This window comes from Aquimarina rhabdastrellae (assembly GCA_947387485.1).
Lineage (GTDB): Bacteria > Bacteroidota > Bacteroidia > Flavobacteriales > Flavobacteriaceae > Aquimarina.
The window spans coordinates 62,339-81,600 of the sequence record CANDNT010000010.1 but is presented as its reverse complement, the minus strand read 5'-3'; the positions used below and the strand labels follow the sequence as shown (position 1 = coordinate 81,600).

Sequence of the window (19,262 nt, the reverse complement as noted above, 5' to 3'; positions counted from 1 at the left end):
ATATCATACTTTATTAAATTTAAAAATAATAAATATGATTAAGAGGTAGCATAAATAAAAACAAAAAAACACCCTAGTTTATTTTTAAACCAGGGTGTTTTAGTCTTAATAAATTATAATAGAAAAACTAACTACTATACGTTTTCAGGTTTAGGTTTTGTGGGTATAAAAGGTTGTAATAGGATAGCTAAAACAATAACTAATACACAACCAAAAAGATTTAACCATAAATAAGGCATCCAATCTTGCCACCAACCTAAAATTACTACTGCTTGTGTAATAAGAGCAGCTAGAAATGTAGCATTACTTTTTACAAAATTAAAGAAGAATGCTAATAAGAAAATCCCTAAAACATTACCATAAAATATAGAACCGATAATATTTACCAATTGGATTAAATTATCAAATAAATTAGCATAACAAGCCACAATAATGGCTAGAATACCCCATAAAAGCGTAAAGAGTTTAGATACATTTACAAAATGCTTTTCAGATTTTTCTCCTACGTTACGTTTATAGAGATCGATAGCTGTTGTCGATGCTAGTGCATTTAACTCTGATGCAGTAGATGACATTGCAGCGGATAAAATAACAGCCAATAGAAGACCTATTAATCCTCTAGGTAGGTTATTTAGTATAAAGTGAATAAAAACATAATCTTTATCGTTAGTTTCAACCGTATCATTTGCTTTATTAATTAAAGTTTTGGCAGCTTCACGGTTTTCTTTTTCATCTTGATTTAATTGAAAGATTTTGGATTTATTTGTTGCTGCTTGTTCTGGATGAGCAACATATTCTTGGATTGCTTCTTGTTTTGCAAAAGTAATTTCGGCATGCTTTTGTTCTAATTTTTTATACTCTTGTAAGTATTCAGAATCCATTACAGCTGTTTTGGTAGCAGGATTAAAGTTTAGCGGTGAAGCGTTAAATTGATAGAATACAAAAACCATAACACCTACCAATAAGATAAAGAACTGCATAGGTACTTTAAGTAATCCGTTAAATAATAAACCTAACTGACTTTCTTTAATCGATTTACCAGAAAGATAACGTTGCACTTGACTTTGATCTGTACCAAAATATGATAAAGCCAAAAATGTACCACCTATAATTCCGCTCCAGAAGGTGTATCTATTGTTAAGATCAAAAGAAAAATCCAAAACTTCCATCTTTCCACTAGCACCAGCAATGTCAAGTGCTTTAGAAAAGGTAATACCTTCAGGTAAATAACTAATGATTAAGAAAAAAGCAATAAACATCCCAGAAAAGATGATCGCCATTTGCTGTTTTTGAGTAACACTTACGGCTTTGGTACCACCAGTTACCGTATAGATGATTACTAGAATACCGATAAGAATATTTAAGATGTTTAAATCCCATCCTAATACAGCAGATAGAATAATTGCAGGAGCAAAAATAGTAATTCCGGCAGCTAGACCACGTTGTATCAAGAATAAGATAGCAGCTAGTGTACGCGTTTTGAGATCAAAACGCGATTCTAGATATTCATAAGCAGTATATACTTTTAACTTGTGATATAGTGGTATAAATACCATACAAATAATCACCATAGCAATAGGCAATCCAAAATAGAATTGCACAAAGCCCATACCACTGTGATATGCTTGTCCTGGAGTTGATAAGAATGTAATGGCACTGGCTTGTGTAGCCATAACCGATAATCCTATAGTCCACCATTTTGCTTCATTACCACCTTTAATATAATCTTGAACGCTTTTACTGCCTCGGGTCTTCCAACTACCATAAAGTACAATAAACAATAAAGTTCCCGAAAGAATGATCCAATCTAAGGTTTGCATAAATAACTTTTTTTATTCAATAATTGATTAAAGGGAGTTTAAGAATAACTATAGGTTATAAAATAGAAAAATAAAATATACAAGAAATTTGCAACGAGTACAGCTGTATATAAAGGTTTCCACTTTAAATTGTTTTTTTGTTCTTCCATGTTGAGTGTATTAATTGCCTAAAGATAATATATTAGCAAATAAACGGTATGCACCTGAAACTCCAGCAGGGAATTCTCTAAAGAAACTCAACCCTGTATAGATATAATATCCTTTACCGTAAGGTGCTACAAGTAAACTACCTTTTTTTGTAGATTCACCTTTGTCAGATGTCGCTAAGATAGGTGTAAATTCTTTACCCCATTTGTTAGGGAAATATAAACCACGTTCTTGAACCCAACCTTCAAAATCTTTGTCTGTGATTTTATTTGGTGTATTTAACACAGCGTGTTTAGGTGCTAAGAATTTGATAGAAGCATGTTCGTCGGTAACGCGGTCTCTAGATAAACTTAGTTTATAAGGAGCTAAATCTTCTTTTACTTTAAGACGATGACTTGTATTGTATTGAATAACTAAATTACCACCATTTTTAACATAATCTAGTAAGAATTTTTGCTTAAACTTCAAAGTTTCTACCGTATTATAAGCTCTAATTCCTACTACGATAGCATCATAATTAGCCAAAGTTGCTGCTGTGATATGTTCTGGATCAATAGTAGTAACCTTATATCCAATCTGAGTTAAACTCTCTGGAACAACATCTCCAGCACCTTCTATATAACCTATGTTGTGTCCTTTTTTCTTAATGTCTAAACGTACTACTTTTGAAGTAGCAGGAAGCACTACAGTTTGATACGGAATATGATTATAATCAATAGTTTTTATTTCTTTACTATAAGTATTATTTCCGATAGTTACCTTAGGAATAATATAACCTTCACTTTGTGTAGTAGGAGGAGTAAGGGTAAAAGAAATTACCTGCTCTTCGCTTTGTTGTGCTAGATTAATGTTAGCTGTTTTAGGTGAAACTTGCCATCCTTGCGGAATGTCCAATTGTATTGTACCCGAGATATTTGATCGACCAGCTTTAATCTTAACCGGAATTTGTTTGGCTTGACCATCGGCATAAATGATTACTTTTTCTTCTATACCTACAGAAACTTCAGGAATTACCTCAAATGGTTTATAAACTTCACCTTTTACAGGATCATTCTCTTTGTAAACAATTTCTTTGGTAAACGGAATATCAATTCCGCTGATAGTTACAACAAAAGTCGCTTTGTTTGGTCTAGGCGTTTCAGGTTTACCTATTAATAAACGATCTTGTACATTATAAAGTCCTAAAGATCCTTTTTGGTTTAACCAATAAGAAGAAGTAATTTCTTGCGATGAATCAATTGCATAATCTATAGTTTTATTCCATCGTTTATTTGGATTTAAAGCAATAGCAGGAGTTTCTTTTTGTTTTGCTGGAGTAAATACAATCTCTTTTAACTGCATAGCGGCATTACTACGATTAATAGCTTCTAATTTTAGCTTAGTTGTTTGTCCGCTAGCAATTGCAGCTTGTGTAGCAACAGCTTCAAGATATAACCCAGTTGATGCTGCTATAATATCTTTGATTTCTTGTGTTTTGATTGCTTTCCAGTGTTTATTTTCAAGTTTTTGGATTAATTGATAAGCCTTAACCAATTCTGGCAAACTTGCAGCAGGATTTTTAAAATCAAATTCTTTTTCAACTTTATATAAAATAGCACCAATAGCTTTTCCACCTTTAACACGATTCCAAGAAGTATCAATGCCTTCAAAAATATTGGTTTTATCTTTAGGCATATCACCTTTAATCAATTCGATATATTCTTCTTGACTACCACGAGATCCAGTACTACCAAAACCTTGAGATTTGTGTTGGCTACGACTTAATGATGCAATTTCTGTATTTGATAAACCAGAAGAAGGATAGTATGTTCCAGTGTCAAACGATATTAAATTAGATTTGTCAGCTTTCGCGAAATTTTCTCTACTTCCATAAAACCACCATGAGGTATTAAAAAATAAACGTTTAGGTTGCCAAGTATCTACATATTGTAATTGATCTGGATATTGATTTTTTTGGTTAACCAAATCAAAAGCTTCTACACTTAACATAGCAGAGGTCGTATGATGTCCATGCGTTGTTCCTGGAGTTCTATGATTAAAACGGTTAATGATTACATCTGGTTGAAACTTACGTATAGCCCAAACCACATCACTTAGCACTTTATCTTTATCCCAGATCGATAAGGTCTCATCTGGATGTTTTGAATATCCAAAATCGTTTGCACGAGTAAACATTTGCTCACCACCATCTGTGCGACGAGCAGCCAATAATTCTTGTGTGCGAATCACACCCAATAATTCTCGAATCTCTGGACCAATTAAATTTTGACCACCATCACCACGAGTTAAAGAGAGGTAAGCTGTACGAGCTTTTACCTCATTGGCCATATATGAAATCATACGAGTATTTTCGTCATCAGGATGTGCTGCTACATATAATACAGATCCCAAGAAGTTCAATTTCTTTATAGCCTCGTGAATTTGTGAAGCGTTTAATTTTTTAGGTTGTTGAGCTAATATAGTATATGGAGTTACTATACTAATGAAGATTACGAGAAGTAATTTACGCATGATTGTTCTTACTTTTTAATACTAAAGTTTCAAATATAGAAATATATAAGATTTACAGTTTTGGTTTAAGGATACTTTAACAAGACTAGAATATCTATGTTATTTTGATCTTGACTATAATATTTTTGGTAATAAAAAGGAAAAATAGATAATTACTTAACTACTGTTTTATATACGATTAGTGTTGTTTTTTATCACCTCTCAATAATCCAAACATATGTCCTACAGAGATACCTAAGTATATTCTGTCTTTGTTTATTTGTAGCATAGGTGAGAGTATGAATCCATAAACTTTTGAGAATGGTAGCTCTATTTTTGGATTTAAAACTAAACTTAGCGTTTTATAGCCATTATAAGTCCATACGTAATTTTGAACTAAAAATGAGGAGTCAAACTTTACCCAATTTTCAGGTTCTTTGATTATACTATACCCTAAACCAATAGAAATATGAACTCTTAAGGTTCCACGGGTATTCAGTTTATAAACTTTTCCAAAACTAATATGATAATTTTCGAATTGATCATATGGATTAGATATGCCAAAAGAAAGACCATTAAATAAACCAGTATGATAATCTTCTGGTAACGATTTAGGCTTTCGTATATTTCCAGTATATCCAAATTTGAAAGCATATTTTGTTTTATAGATATAATTAAAACTAATATCTGTTCCAAAGTAATTACCAAAATTAAGTGCTGTTGTTGAGTAAATGGCATTGTTTTCGGCGAATTGAGCACTAATTATAATGGTATTAAATAAAAGTAGTAATAGTACTATTCGTTTCATCTAAGTAAGTTGATTTTTATGATTCTTTTTTTAGTGAGATGCTTATTTTTTTTAAAGGTTGCTTTTGTTTGATTGTTAGTGTTTTATGGGTTGATGTGAGAGTGTGGATTTTGAGAATAGATAAGAAGTATCAAAAGACTTTAATCAAAGTGAAATATTTATAGGTATATTAACATTAAAAATAGTATGTATACCATACTATTGTAAGCACAATGTTAAAGAATGAAACAAAAAACGATATCAACAGGAATATTATCTTATGGACTTTCGGGTAGCGTATTTCATGCTCCTTTTGTTGATAAACACGAAGGATTTGAACTAGATGCTGTAGTAGAGCGTACAAAAAAACGTGCACAAGAGACATATCCAGATATCAAAAGTTATGCCTCGGTAGTGGCACTTTTAGAGGATCCAGCGATAGAATTGGTTATTGTTAATACACCTAATGCAACTCATTATGAATATGCTAAACAAGCACTAGAAGCTGGTAAGCATGTTTTGATGGAAAAACCTTTTACAGTTTCTGTAAATGAAGTGATAACGCTTTTTGATTTAGCACAAGAAAAGCAATTACACCTTTTGGCGTATCAAAATAGAAGATATGACAGTGATTTTTTATCGGTTAAAGAAATAATAACTTCAGGAAAGTTAGGGGATTTTGTTGAAGTGCATTTTCGATTTGATAGATATCGATATGAAATAGGAAGTAAGGCAGTAAAAGAAAAAAAGGATATTGCTGGAAGTGGTTTATTATATGATTTAGGGCCTCATATTATCGATGGAGCAATTTCGTTATTTGGACAACCTCAAACATGGTCTAAACAACTAGGTAAGTTTCGCCCCAATACAGAAGTCGATGATTATGCACAAATACAGTTATCCTATCCTAATGGGATGCAGGTATATTTAACAATGAGTATGTTGGTAGCAGATCCACAACCTGCATTTGTCTTACATGGTACAACAGGTTCTTTTATAAAGCATCGATCAGATGTACAAGAAACACAACTAAGAACAGGAGTATCGATTAATGATGTGCTATTTGGTATAGAAGACGAATCTCAACAGGGCATATTAACTACTATTATAAACGGTAAAAAATCAGTTGAAAAGATTCAGGCAAAACGAGGATCGTATCTGTCTGTTTTTGACGATGTATATGCTACGATTAGAACTGAAAAACCTTATCCTGTAACCAAAGAAGAAATTATAAAACAATTAGAGATTATTAATTCATAGCATATAATGACATTATGATCTTATGGTAAAAGCAATTAGTTTTGTTATATAATGAAGTTGACTTTTATTAAACAGATATTTGGAGAAAGTTTATTTACAGAAAGTGAGTTAATTCTATTAGCAGAATCTTTTAGGAGCGAAACTTTATTGAAGAATGAATTTTTATTAAAAGAAGGAGCAATTTGTAAAAACATTTATATACTAGCTTCTGGAACTGCATATCAATATGAAATCGATACCAATAATGAGGAGCAAATCATAAATTTATACAGTAAACATCATTGGATTATAGATTATCAAAGTTTTACTACTCAAAGACCCAGTTCGTCATACATTAAGATTAGAGAAAAAAGCATAGTATATGCTATCCATATGGATCAAATTCATAATTTAATTAGTCAATCACAACGCTTTTTTCAATTGGGAACATTTTTCTTGAAACCTAGTTTTAGAAGTATGTTATTAAGAAAAGAAATAAGTGTATTAGAACGATATAAAGAGTTATTAAAAATACATCCAGAGTTTATGCAAGAATTTCCTCAAAAAGTGATTGCTTCTTATCTTAATAGTACTCCAGAAACGTTGAGCAGGATACGTAATAAAATTAGTAAAGAATGGTGATTTCTTGATCTGGATCAAGTCATACTTAAACAATGATATAGCATTTTTGTAATTTAAATAAACAAAACGCTATAGACATGAAACATAAAATTCTAGAAGCCTACGAAACCATTGCATATAATTATGATAATCTAATAGATCACAAACCTCATAATGCATATTATGATAGGCCTAGCACCTTAGCTTTATTAGGAGAAGTTAAAGATAAAGATGTTCTAGATGCTGCGTGTGGTCCAGGTAAGTATGCCGAAATCCTTCTTGCTCAAGGCGCGAGAGTTACAGGATTTGATTTGAGTCCTACAATGGTTCAATTAGCTCAAAAACGTAATCCAGAAAAAGGAACCTTTTTTATACAAGATTTGAGCGAACCATTTATACCAATAAAAACAGCTAGTTTTGATAAAATTGTTTGTGCATTGGCGATGGGATATATTGAAAACTGGGATAATACGATACAAGAATTTTGTAGAGTATTACGTCCCAAAGGAGAACTTGTGATCTCGACACAACATCCCTTTTTTGATTACCAATATTATACTTCTGATCAATATTTTGCATTAGAAAATGTTTCTTGTGTGTGGAATGGTTTTGGAAAACCAATAGAAATGCATACCTATCGTAGACCATTACAAGAATATATTATACCTATAGTTAATAATGGATTTTATATTGATCAATTAACAGAACCTAAACCTGTTGAAGCTTTTAAAATACTGGATGCTAAACATTATGAAGAACTAAATGATTTCCCTTCGTTTATGGGAATTAAAGCGATAAAAAGATAAATAAATAGAATAAAACAAGTATTTTTTATTTTTTAGAATGTTACATTTTAATCATTGTGTCGTCGTAAAACAAAACAGCAACATTATGAGAATAACGACGACAGTATTAATGATAGTTGTAATGATGGGACAACTATTATGTGCACAAGAAAAACTTCCTGTAATAAAAGCAAACTCAAATTTAGTTAGTATCCGAGATGGAAAGGTTTTTAATAAAAATAATTGGACAATAGTACCAGAAGCAAAACCTGATGTGTATGTTACTAGATCCAAGAATGAAAAAGTTACTTTTTACACTGATATAGATTCAATTACAGTAGATGTAAAAGAAGATACGCAATTTGATTTTATAATATTATTAAACGGTACAAAGAAAGCATATACTCAAATAAAATATGCACCACCTTTTATAGAAACACTTAAAAATGCACATGTATTTAACTCGGCAGATAATAGAAAAATACCAGAGTTTACATATCAAGATAAAAATGATCCCAACCTTGTAGCGTTAAGAAAAGGGTTAAAACTTGATTCTATAGCAGGTACTGGTAATGAAGTATCAAAAATATTAAACCTTTTACACTGGGTGCATAGAGTGATTCCTCATGATGGGCAACATGGAAACCCTCAAGTAAAGAATGCTATGAATATGTTGAAAGTATGTAAAGCAGAAGGAAGAGGATTAAACTGTAGAGGTCTAGCAACAGTACTTAATGAGTGCTATCTTGCAATGGGAATTAAATCAAGATTTGTGACTTGCTTACCTAAAGATCCTAACGATACAGAATGTCATGTGATTAATATGGTTTATGCAGAAGAATTGAAGAAATGGCTATGGATTGATCCTACACATGATTCTTATGTAATGAATGAAAAAGGAGAATTGTTAGGAATTGACGAAGTTAGAGAGCGATTAATTAACGATAAACCATTAATCCTTAATCCAGATGCAAATTGGAATTTTAAAGCATCAACAACCAAAGAATATCATTTATACGAATACATGGCAAAAAATTTATATAGATTTGAAACCCCTGTAAATAGTGGATACAATTTAGAAACTCAAGAGAAAGGAAAGACCATAGAATATATCTCATTATCGCCTCTTGATTATCCTACTCAAAAGCCAGATAAAGAGGAAATAGCATCTCAAAGCGGAACTAAATTTGTTATTTATAAAACAAATAATCCAGAAGCTTTTTGGGAAGCACCAAAAAAATAAATTCATTAAAAACACCCTATATTTATAGGGTGTTTTTTTTTAATAAAACTTACTATAAATCATGGTGACAAGAGAATATAACGATGAACAAAAAATAATACAATTGCTCAATCAAAAAGGAATAAAAGATTGGAGTACAGTATTAAAATATATTAAAAATTTACCCTATGGTAGAAATAGTAATCGATATGATTTAAGTTTAGTTTTATCTCAAGAAAAAGGAACTTGTAGTTCAAAACATGCTTTATTAAAACAAATAGCAACATTATGGAAACAAGAAGATGTTGCATTAATATTAGGAATGTTTAAAATGAATGCAAACAATACACCAAAAATAAAAAGTGTATTAGAAACATATAAATTGACATATATTCCAGAAGCACATTGCTACTTAAAAATAAATGGAAAATCGATAGATAGTACTACAAAACAATCTGATTTTACAGCAATAGAAAACGATATTATTCAAGAAATCGAAATACAGCCTGATCAGGTTAATACTTTTAAAGTAACATATCATCAAGCATTTTAAAAGAATGGATAATAGAAAATAAATGTCCGTATAGTTTTAAAGCATTATGGGAAATCAGAGAAAGATGTATATCTCAATTAAGTAGTTAATATAGTTTAGTAACTTGACTTTTGTATGTTTGTCCTATAGGGATTTTTATATCGTTTATTACGATACGATTACCCTCAATAGCTTTAATTTGAGCTACAGCCACAATAAAAGATTTATGTACTCTTAAAAAATCGTGAGAAGATAATAAGTTCTCAAAATAGGATATTTTTTCATGAGTAATTAGCATTTCATTAATTAAAAATATCTTGGTATAATTACCATAGGCTTCGATATATAAAATGTCAGGTATATGTATTTGATGCTGTTTTTTATCCCCTTTTATAAAAAAGCGAGAAGAAGAAATATGAGTGCTTTTTGTAGGTTGATGCTCTTTAATTGTAGCCTCTGTTTGAGTAAGTTTGTTTATAGCAGCTGTAAAACGATTAAAACTAAAAGGTTTTAATAAATAATCAACAATATTAAGCTCATATCCCTCTAGAGCAAACTCTTTATAAGCTGTAGTTACAATAACTTTGGGAGGATTAGGTAAAGCTCTCAAAAAATCAAACCCTTTTAGTTTAGGCATATTTAGATCTAAGAAAATAAGATCAACACTTTCTTTACTAAGGAATTCAAGAGCTTCCATAGCATTATAACAATGCTTTTTTAAATTCAATTGCGGTAACATATCACAATATCCTTCAATAAGTTCATGCGCAAGAGGCTCATCATCTATAATAATATAATCAAGCATTAGTTTCAAGAGTTAAAATGGCAGTATGAATTTCGTTATGCTGCTCCAAAGTTAATATATGTTTTTTGGGGTAAACCAAAGCTAATCTATGCTTTAAATTTTGTAATCCTATACCAACTGTTTTAGAAGTGCTCTCTGGATCAAAGTTGTTAATGACTTTAAATATGATTTTATCACCAGATGAAGATAAGGAGAGGTGAATAAAAGCATCTTTTGTCAAGGTTTCGGCTCCATGTTTAAAGGCATTTTCTAACAAAATAATGAATAAAAGCGGAGTGACTTTTAGAGAGGTATCACCTTCGTATATAAAAGAAATATCTATTTTTTGATGATACCTAATTTGATGAAGTTCAATATAGTTTTGTAGATATTCAATTTCTTCAGAAAGGGTTACCCAATCTTTTTTACCTTCATAAATAGTATAACGCATCATGTCTGAAAGTTTTAAAATTACTTCTGGAGCTTTAGGTGAATTTTTGACACTAAGAGCATATAAATTATTAAGTGTATTAAAAAAGAAATGAGGATTTACTTGACTTTTTAAAAGCGCAAGCTCAGCTTTTGTCTTTTCAGAACGAATAGACTTTACCCATTTGTATTGTTCGTACAACCATAAAGCCATGATAAAAGGAAGCGGAATAAAAAACAGAGAAAGTGCAAAGCTTTTCTTTTGATTTATATAATAATCCATACTTTCTGAAAATAATCTCACATTGACAAAGTATCCTAGAATCAATACATAAATAACGATCATCCAGGTTTTATATTGATGAAAAAACTTAGGTGTAATAAGATATGTAATCGCAAAAAATAAAGTAATTAAAAGGCAAATTGTAGCAGGATTATCAGGGATATTCATAATAGAGTCAACTACAATGAGCATAATAAAAATAGCAAGGATTCCTAAAATTTTAAAAACGACAAGGCGATGTTTTTTAAAAAAAGAAAAAAATTGAAAAGGAATGGAAATAATCAACCACCAAAAGAGAAAACCTATAATATTAATTAAACGCTCTGACTCATCTATAAGAAGACGATCAATAGATATTAAATAAGTAATTAGAAGCTTAGTGACGATTAGACCAATAAGAAATCCTTTGTATTTTTTTAATAAAGCAATCATATTGCAAAATTAAAGGTATTGAACGGTTGAAACAATTAACTTGATAAACCGATATCAAATGAATACAAAACAACTGTTTTTTTGGATGAACACTAGTTGGAGAGTATACAAGATACTTCTATATAAAAAGAGTCTGGTTTTATCCTTTTTATTAGTGATACACTAATTAGCGCTGTAGGTTCGTAGTGATAAAAACTATTCGTATGAACACGTTACAGATTGAAAACTTAACCAAAAGATATGCTAATGGAGTATTGGCTTTAAATAATGTATCGCTTACGCTAAAAGATGGTATGTTTGGTTTATTAGGAGCTAATGGAGCAGGTAAATCTTCTTTAATGAGAACTATAGCCTCACTTCAAAAACCATCTTCTGGAACTATTTATTTTAACCAAAAAGATATTGTTAAACACCCTAATGATATTCGGAATTGTTTAGGCTATTTGCCACAAGAATTTGGAGTATACCCCAAAGTTTCTGCACAAGAATTACTAGAGCATTTAGCCGTGTTAAAAGGAGTGATTAATGTAAAAGAAAGGAGAAAACAAGTAGAAAGTTTATTGTATCAAACCAATTTATACCAATATCGCAAAAAAGCAGTAGCAACATTTTCTGGTGGTATGAAACAACGTTTTGGTATTGCACAAGCTTTATTAGGAGATCCTAAAGTAATATTGGTAGACGAACCTACAGCAGGATTAGATCCAGAAGAACGTAATCGCTTTTTGAACTTATTAAGTGAAATAGGAGAACATGTGATAGTTATACTGTCTACACATTTAGTAGATGATGTATATGATTTGTGTACCCAAATGGCAATTTTTGATCAAGGACAAATTATACTTAAAGGGAAACCTCAAGAATTGGTTAAGACACTAGAGAGTAAAGTTTGGAGTAAACTAATAACCAAAGAAGAGTTAATCTCATACAAAGAACAGTATAAAGTTATCGCAACCAAGTTGATTGCAGGACAAACACAAATTACCGTATTAAGTGATGAGAATCCAGAAAAAGGATTCAGTCCTAAAAAAGCTAATCTAGAAGACCTTTATTTTTCACAAACACAACTATAAACCACTATGCTAATATTACAATTGATTCGCTTTGAGTTGTTTTTTCAATTCAAACAACGTTTATTCTGGGCATGCTCTTTAATAATATTATTTCTAGGTATAGTGTTTACAAAAGGAGCTGTGGCAGGAAGTCTTTTTATAAATACACCATATCAAATTGCCTATAAAAGTGGAGTGTTTACTTTAGGAAGCGTATTCTTTATCATGTTTTTTGCGATTAGCGGAATACTAAGAGATAAAGAATATCAAATGGAAACTTTAATATATACTACAAAGCTCAAGAAATACGATTTTTTTATAAGTAGATGTATAGCTATTTACATAGCAAGTTTAAGTTGTATGACCTTTTTCTTATTGGGACTTATGATAGGATTTGAATTACCTATGCACGACCCAGAAATGGTTATGCCTATGGCTATAAATAGCTATATAAGTAGCTGGTTATTTCTTATCATCCCCAATATCTTTATTTGTTTTACAATAATTACAAGTGTCGCTATACTGTCAAGAAATAGTATCGCTATATATACAAGTGCAATACTCATTTATGCACTTTATTTTATAACCTCAGTAGCATTTAATTCTCCATTAATGGCAAGTTCAAGTCAAGTAGACGCTTCAGCACTCTTTTGGGGAGCAATTTTTGATCCTTTTGGATTAAATGCATTTTTTGAACAAACTCAATATTGGACACCCCATGAAAAAAGTAACTTAATAATAAGTATGAGTGGTAACTTATTGATTAATCGTGTGATATGGATGGTTTTAAGTGTGCTGATATTGGTGATAACATATACATTATTTCGATTTAAGATAACAAAACATAAAATAAAGAGCGTAAAAGAAGAAGTCATAACTAATGCTACAACAATATATCAATATTATAGTGTAAAACAGTTATGTGATAGCAGACATTATTTGAGAAGTATTTTAGCTCTTATTAAGATGAATTGCTTGAGTATTTATAAGAGCTTGTCATTCGTATTCATGTTTATTTTGTGGATAGTCATAGTGATTACCGAGGTTTATTTAAGAATTCATCAAGGGGGAGAGTATCAAAGCAGTATGTATCCTACTACAGCTTTAATAATAGAATTATTTACAGATCCATTACCTAAGTTTATGTTGTTATTAATTGTGTTTTATAGTGGAGAACTGATTTGGAGAGAACGCAATCAAAATTTTTATCAGATTATAGATACATTACCAATATCTAACACTGTTTTTTATAGCACAAAATTGATTGCTATAATGAGTATTCCTTTTACAATTATTACAACTGCAATAATATTAAGTATAGGGTTTCAATTATATAATGGATATACTCATATCGAACTTGAGCAATACCTTTTAGTCTATATTCATCAAGGAATTTTATATCTGGTGTATGCATTTCTAGCATTTTTCTTTCAGACTATAGTAACCAATAAATATGTAGGTATGGGAGTGATGGCAATAGTGTTAACACTTTTAGGCTCTCAAGTAGGTTCTTCTATTGGTTTAGGACATCCATTAATAAAATTAGCTAATATAGTTCCGCCTTCATACAGTGCTATAAGTGGATATGAATTAGGACTAAATACTTTTATAGATCATGGGGTGTATTGGAGTTTTTTTGGAGGAATACTCATGTTAATAACATTACACATATGGCAAAGAGGGAATTTAAAAGGAACAAAAGAATTGTGGAAAACAATAGGAGTTAATTGGAGCAGTAAAAAACGATATGCTCTAATTACCGTAACAGTGCTATATCTTACTACTGGAGGATGGATATATTATAATTTACATATCAAGAATGTATTTTATACGCAGAGCGAAAGATGGGATAATCAAGCTTTATATGAAAAGAACTATGTAAAATATAAAGCATTACCACAGCTATATCCAATTTCAATTCAATCTGATATAGCGATATATCCAAAACAAAATAAATATGAAGCCACTATAAATTACGAACTTATAAATAAGCATGAAGAAATAATTGATACGGTGTTTATTACAGAAAAGGCTCCTATAGAAAATATAACATTGCAAAATGGAAAATTGGTTGAAAGAGACAGTAATACAGGTACTTTTTTATTCAAAATGAATAAACCTATTTTACCTAAAGAAACCGTAAGCATTTCTTTTAAAATAAAGAAAACATATGGCAGATATGAAACCAATAGAACAGTATTACAAAACGGAAGTTATATCCAATTTCTAGAAATAGCACCACAATTAGGATATAGTTTAAATAGAGAACTAAAAAATAATAAAGAACGACAGTTAAGAGAACTATCAAAACGCGAAGTAATACCTGTTGATATAGGACATTTTGATAAAGAAGAAGTGAGTTATAATAAATTAAGTTTTGAAACGACTTTCTCTACAAGCGAAGATCAAGTAGGAATTTCAACAGGAAAACTTATTGATCAATGGACTCAAGACGGACGCAATTATTATCGATTTAAAGCAGAAGAAGCAATAGTACCAACAATAGGATATTTTTCTGGAGATTATAAACGAGAAATTAATAATTATGAAGGAATAACTATAGAAAACTATTATCACAAAACGCATGAGATAAATATTAAGCGCATGCAAGAAGTAATAGAAAAAACATTAGCGTATTGTGATACTAATTATGGAGAATATCCATTATCTCATATTCGATTTGTTGAGGTACCTAAACATTGGAGTTTTGGAGGATATGCACATCCAGGAGTGATAAGTATGGTCGAAGATCGATTGTACTTGACAAATGTAGAAGATAGTTTGGGGTTTGATGTGGTTTCTAAGCGTACGATTCATGAAGTAGCGCATCAATGGTGGGGAAGAATGTTAGCACCAAAATTAGCTCCAGGAGGAACTTTGCTTATCGAAGGTTTTGCTAAATATACAGAAGCTGTAATCATGGAAAAAACTCATGGTAAAAAAGCAATATGGCAATTGAGTAGATCGGCAATAGATCGCTATTTTAGAGGGAAATCATATAGTAATGAAGAAGAATCCCCTTTATATTTAAGTGAAGGAGAAAACTATTTGGCTTACGGAAAAGCATATACAGTAATGTTAGCCTTAAAAGAGTTAATAGGAGAAGAACAAGTAAATGGTGTATTAAAAAAGTTAATAACTAGATATAGAGATACTACAGCACTAAAAGCAACTTCGTTAGAGTTTATTAATGAAGTGTATAAAGTAACTCCTCAAGAATATCATCAACTTATTGATGATTGGTTTAAACGCGTTATAACTTATGATTTAAGTATTAAAGAGAAGACTATAAAAAAGATGAAGAATGGAAAATATGAAATAAGATTGACTGTAAAAGCACAACGTTATAGTGATAAGCAAGGAAAAAAATCACCAATAGCAATAGACGAACCTATTACATTGGGTATGTTTAAAAAGCAACCTAAAGAAATTACCGACCAAGATGATATTATAATACTGAATACAAAACGAATTCATCAAAAGGAACAAGAAATACGTTTTATAGTAGATGAAAAACCTCAATATATAAGTATAGATCCTTATGGAACAAGATTAGATAAAAACCAATTAGATAATACAATAGCATTGTGAAAATCTCGATTTTCATCTAGAGATTAAAATTGAGTAGTGGGCTAGTACAATATACAGTACTAGCTCTTTTAATTTCTGTAGATTTGATAAATTTTGTTGAAATGGAAATAGTTGTTACTATATATGAGGAGACAATATTGATAGTTGTTATTGAAGTATTGAAACTATTGAGAACAAAAGAAGTGTTGTAATTTTTTGATACACAGATTGTAGTGTGTTTTGTGGGAATAAGCTTTCATCAAAGATTTTATTTTATAACGAAAAAATAATACTTTGGAAACCTAGAAATAGTTAGTTAATTCCCCATGTTAAAAAAACTAATCTTATTTTGTAACCTATTACTTATAGGTTTTCATCTCATTGTGTGCGCTCAAAATAGAGAAGTAAGCATTTTTTATAAAGAAATAGGCTTTTCTATGTATGCAACACTTTTTATCTTAATACCTCTTTTTTCAGGATTATTTGCAGTTATAGGAGCTTTATTTTCTTCTAGTTGTGAACCTTTTAAAAGTAGGTATATTGATGCAGTTTTTATTATTTCTTTAGGATTATACTCGACAGTGACTTTTACAAGCTCATGTTGGGAATACTTTCTAAACTAAAGAGAATAAGTATTGTTATTTAAAAATGATAAGATGAAATAGAAGAAAGAAATCAAAGGAGTAAAAATTTTACTCCTTTGATATTTTATATCATTAAGCAATAGGCCAACGATAGTTGATAGATGCTTTACCTAGACTAACTTCTTCTGCAGATACAGTAAAAGTAATGGTCATAGGTACTTCGTTATTTACATTAAGATTCTCTTCGTAATAAACGATATAACCATTTTTCCATTCTAATTCTTTCATTTTTGAATCTTGGTCTACCTTTTTAAAGATAACCTTTCCGTCAACAGGCTTGAACTGGCTAATTAATGTAGCTTCAGCTATATCTGTATTTTCAGTAGATTCAACAGTAATAGTAATTCCGTCTGGAGAAGATACACTCGAAGAAACTTTACCTTTTCTGTCAATTTCTCTTTTAAAAGAAGTCTTTAAGTCTAGGACGTCGTATTCTTTTCCTGCAAACTCTAATGTAGCTCTAAATGATCCCATAATGTTTTGATTTTTTATTTAAATAATTAATTGATTGACCTTTTTATATGTTCTTATAGGATTTAAACATATAAAAAGAGATTAACGAGTCACGACAAGATAAAAAATACTCTACCAAATAAATAAACTGAAAATACATAGGGCGGATGCCCATAGTAAGTATAGAATATACCTACGGGTGTATTAAGGATGACAGTTTATTTTATAAGAAAGAGGAAGATTCTAAATTGTCATTTCTTACCTTAAAGGTACTATTTTATACTATATAAAATGTGTCTAATGCAAAGATTTTTAGTGAATTATTGAAATTTGTGGTATTGCCATAATGATGTTATGGTGTAATAGTAAAAAGTAGTGTTTTTGATATGTATTTATAGATTTATAAAAGTAAAAATGAATGAATCCCCATTTTCAGGGAGTATATTTTAACCTTTTATAGGGTTGTTTAAAAGATGTACGATGATGTACTTTTGTACTGTAAAATTAACAACCTAATTTACTATAATATGAAAAAAATAGTTTTAAGTGCATTAGCAATCGCTACATTGACAATTGGTGTTTCATGTAAGAACGAAGCAAAAACAGAAAAAGAAACAACTGCTACAAAAACAGAAAAAGTAGAAGCAAAAAAAGAAGAGAAAAAAACTACAGCAAAGGCTGCCAATGGAGTTCCTAGTTTTGACAGTAAAGAAGTTCAAGAGTATGTAAATGCTTATGAAGCTTATTTAAATGAGTATAAAGAAGCTGCAGAGAAAAAAGATATGTCTGCTTTTGCTGCTTTAGGACAAAAAGGACAAGAGTTAGCTACAAAAGCGCAAGAAATTAATGGAAATATTAGTGCTGAAGATGCAAAACGTTTAGGAGAGTATATGACAGAAAAAGCTAAATTAATTCAAGAGTATAGCTCAAAAATGATGAACTAAAAAAAATGTATACTACATAAGTATTACATTTTAGGTTGATGGGGATCAAAGAAAAGACTATTTAAATTGTTTAAATAGTCTTTTTACTTTTTAAATGAGTACAGATTAGGCTAAGTAAGAACTAAAAAGAGCATTTTAGTGGATTTAATACTGGAATGAGATCTAGTGTGGTATTATTTTTGTATTTTTTGAAGAGAAAAGCAACAAAGATGTATAGAATTATTGTAGGGATATGTGTTTTTACACTTATAGGATGTGCAAAAGGAATTTCATCCAAAGAGGATAGAACACCATTAGAAACACCAAGTGCTTTGCCCAAAAATAGCATGGATAATTATGTAGAAGGAGAATTGATAGTTTCTTTTTTGACATTAGAAGACTATAAAGACACGATCAAAAATATAGAGAAAGAATATAAAATAAGTTTTGAAAAGCTGATTGCAGAAATAGATGATCTTAAAATAGGAATATTTAAAGTACCAAAAGGAAAAGAAAAAGTATTGGTTAAAAAATTGATGAAATATAAAAATGTAAAAAGTGTAGAATTAAACTACATTACTACAATTAATAATTATAAAGAGAATTAAATCTGATCAAGAAACAAATTCTTTGTTTTAGGAGAAGGTAACATACAACTTTCTTTTTTGCCAAACCATTTGTATCTATTTTTAGCAATATAATCATATACAAAATCCCTAAGAGGTTTAGGTATGATTAAAAATATAGTCATAAGAGAATAACCACCAGAAAGTTTTTTTGCAATATGTAACGCAGCCGAAGATTTATGATAATAAACAGCATCTTCTTTAATAAGTAAAATAGAATCTAATAATTGAGTATCAATATTAAACTTATTGATATAATGCTTGCCGACATCACTTTGTAATGAAGCATATCTAAAGGTATCATGCTTATCATGTTTAATAATAAAGTTGACAGCATTATTACATAAATTACAAACACCGTCAAATAATATAATTTGTTTCCCTTTAGTATTCATACATACAAAGATAAGATGAATTTGAAAA

Annotated in this window: 16 protein-coding genes; 9 read left to right on the top strand and 7 right to left on the bottom strand. The window is 30.2% G+C overall.

Translation table 11 applies throughout. The features are described 5' to 3' along the window. Positions 1 to 134 precede the first annotated feature (134 nt). The 3 genes from ACYEKI_RS14720 to ACYEKI_RS14710 form a co-directional block, all read right to left on the bottom strand. A complete protein-coding gene (locus ACYEKI_RS14720) occupies positions 135 to 1,820 on the bottom strand; it encodes a sodium:solute symporter family protein (RefSeq protein ID WP_459211962.1) in 1,686 nt (561 codons plus the stop codon). A 159-nt stretch (positions 1,821 to 1,979) separates the two neighbouring features. After that, complete coding sequence (locus tag ACYEKI_RS14715; RefSeq protein WP_459211961.1) at positions 1,980 to 4,478, bottom strand: PIG-L family deacetylase; 2,499 nt, start codon at positions 4,476 to 4,478, stop codon at positions 1,980 to 1,982. Positions 4,479 to 4,656: 178 nt separating this feature from the next. Then, on the bottom strand, positions 4,657 to 5,265 hold the full coding sequence (locus tag ACYEKI_RS14710) for a hypothetical protein (protein ID WP_459211960.1): 609 nt from the start codon (positions 5,263 to 5,265) through the stop codon (positions 4,657 to 4,659). 222 nt (positions 5,266 to 5,487) lie between these two features. Between ACYEKI_RS14710 and ACYEKI_RS14705 the strand changes: the two genes are divergently transcribed. The 5 genes from ACYEKI_RS14705 to ACYEKI_RS14685 all read left to right on the top strand — a co-directional run bounded on the left by ACYEKI_RS14705 (position 5,488) and on the right by ACYEKI_RS14685 (position 9,664). Continuing rightward, positions 5,488 to 6,504, top strand: a complete 1,017-nt coding sequence (locus ACYEKI_RS14705; protein ID WP_459211959.1) for a Gfo/Idh/MocA family protein — start codon at positions 5,488 to 5,490, stop codon at positions 6,502 to 6,504. Between the two features lie 51 nt (positions 6,505 to 6,555). Then, positions 6,556 to 7,125, top strand: coding sequence for a Crp/Fnr family transcriptional regulator (locus ACYEKI_RS14700; RefSeq protein WP_459211958.1), 570 nt, complete (start codon positions 6,556 to 6,558; stop codon positions 7,123 to 7,125). Between the two features lie 77 nt (positions 7,126 to 7,202). Further along, complete coding sequence (locus tag ACYEKI_RS14695; RefSeq protein WP_459211957.1) at positions 7,203 to 7,910, top strand: class I SAM-dependent methyltransferase; 708 nt, start codon at positions 7,203 to 7,205, stop codon at positions 7,908 to 7,910. Positions 7,911 to 7,995: 85 nt separating this feature from the next. Then, positions 7,996 to 9,132, top strand: coding sequence for a transglutaminase domain-containing protein (locus ACYEKI_RS14690; protein ID WP_459211956.1), 1,137 nt, complete (start codon positions 7,996 to 7,998; stop codon positions 9,130 to 9,132). 61 nt (positions 9,133 to 9,193) lie between these two features. Then, positions 9,194 to 9,664, top strand: coding sequence for a hypothetical protein (locus ACYEKI_RS14685; RefSeq protein WP_459211955.1), 471 nt, complete (start codon positions 9,194 to 9,196; stop codon positions 9,662 to 9,664). 85 nt (positions 9,665 to 9,749) lie between these two features. Here ACYEKI_RS14685 and ACYEKI_RS14680 read toward each other — a convergent pair whose 3' ends face one another. Together ACYEKI_RS14680 and ACYEKI_RS14675 are read right to left on the bottom strand one after the other, a co-directional pair. After that, on the bottom strand, positions 9,750 to 10,448 hold the full coding sequence (locus ACYEKI_RS14680) for a LytR/AlgR family response regulator transcription factor (protein WP_459211954.1): 699 nt from the start codon (positions 10,446 to 10,448) through the stop codon (positions 9,750 to 9,752). Beyond that, a complete protein-coding gene (locus tag ACYEKI_RS14675) occupies positions 10,441 to 11,571 on the bottom strand; it encodes a sensor histidine kinase (protein WP_459211953.1) in 1,131 nt (376 codons plus the stop codon). The genes ACYEKI_RS14680 and ACYEKI_RS14675 overlap by 8 nt, the downstream gene beginning before the upstream one ends. 203 nt (positions 11,572 to 11,774) lie before the next feature. On the opposite strand from ACYEKI_RS14675, the gene ACYEKI_RS14670 reads away from it, so the two are divergent. Beyond that, positions 11,775 to 12,644 carry an ABC transporter ATP-binding protein gene (locus ACYEKI_RS14670; protein WP_459211952.1) on the top strand — a complete coding sequence of 290 codons (870 nt, stop codon included), beginning with the start codon at positions 11,775 to 11,777 and terminating at the stop codon, positions 12,642 to 12,644. A 6-nt stretch (positions 12,645 to 12,650) separates the two neighbouring features. Next, complete coding sequence (locus ACYEKI_RS14665) at positions 12,651 to 16,214, top strand: ABC transporter permease/M1 family aminopeptidase (protein WP_459211951.1); 3,564 nt, start codon at positions 12,651 to 12,653, stop codon at positions 16,212 to 16,214. Positions 16,215 to 16,909: 695 nt separating this feature from the next. Here ACYEKI_RS14665 and tssD read toward each other — a convergent pair. Continuing rightward, positions 16,910 to 17,311, bottom strand: a complete 402-nt coding sequence (gene tssD / locus ACYEKI_RS14660) for a type VI secretion system tube protein TssD (RefSeq protein WP_459211950.1) — start codon at positions 17,309 to 17,311, stop codon at positions 16,910 to 16,912. 506 nt (positions 17,312 to 17,817) lie between these two features. Between tssD and ACYEKI_RS14655 the strand changes: the two genes are divergently transcribed. Both ACYEKI_RS14655 and ACYEKI_RS14650 read left to right on the top strand, forming a co-directional pair. Continuing rightward, positions 17,818 to 18,234, top strand: a complete 417-nt coding sequence (locus ACYEKI_RS14655) for a hypothetical protein (protein WP_459211949.1) — start codon at positions 17,818 to 17,820, stop codon at positions 18,232 to 18,234. Positions 18,235 to 18,443: 209 nt separating this feature from the next. Next, positions 18,444 to 18,821 carry a S8 family serine peptidase gene (locus ACYEKI_RS14650; protein WP_459211948.1) on the top strand — a complete coding sequence of 126 codons (378 nt, stop codon included), beginning with the start codon at positions 18,444 to 18,446 and terminating at the stop codon, positions 18,819 to 18,821. On the opposite strand, the gene ACYEKI_RS14645 is transcribed toward ACYEKI_RS14650, so the two are convergent. Continuing rightward, positions 18,818 to 19,234, bottom strand: a complete 417-nt coding sequence (locus tag ACYEKI_RS14645; RefSeq protein ID WP_459211947.1) for a thiol-disulfide oxidoreductase DCC family protein — start codon at positions 19,232 to 19,234, stop codon at positions 18,818 to 18,820. The two genes, ACYEKI_RS14650 and ACYEKI_RS14645, sit on opposite strands and share 4 nt — an antisense overlap. Positions 19,235 to 19,262: the final 28 nt, after the last annotated feature.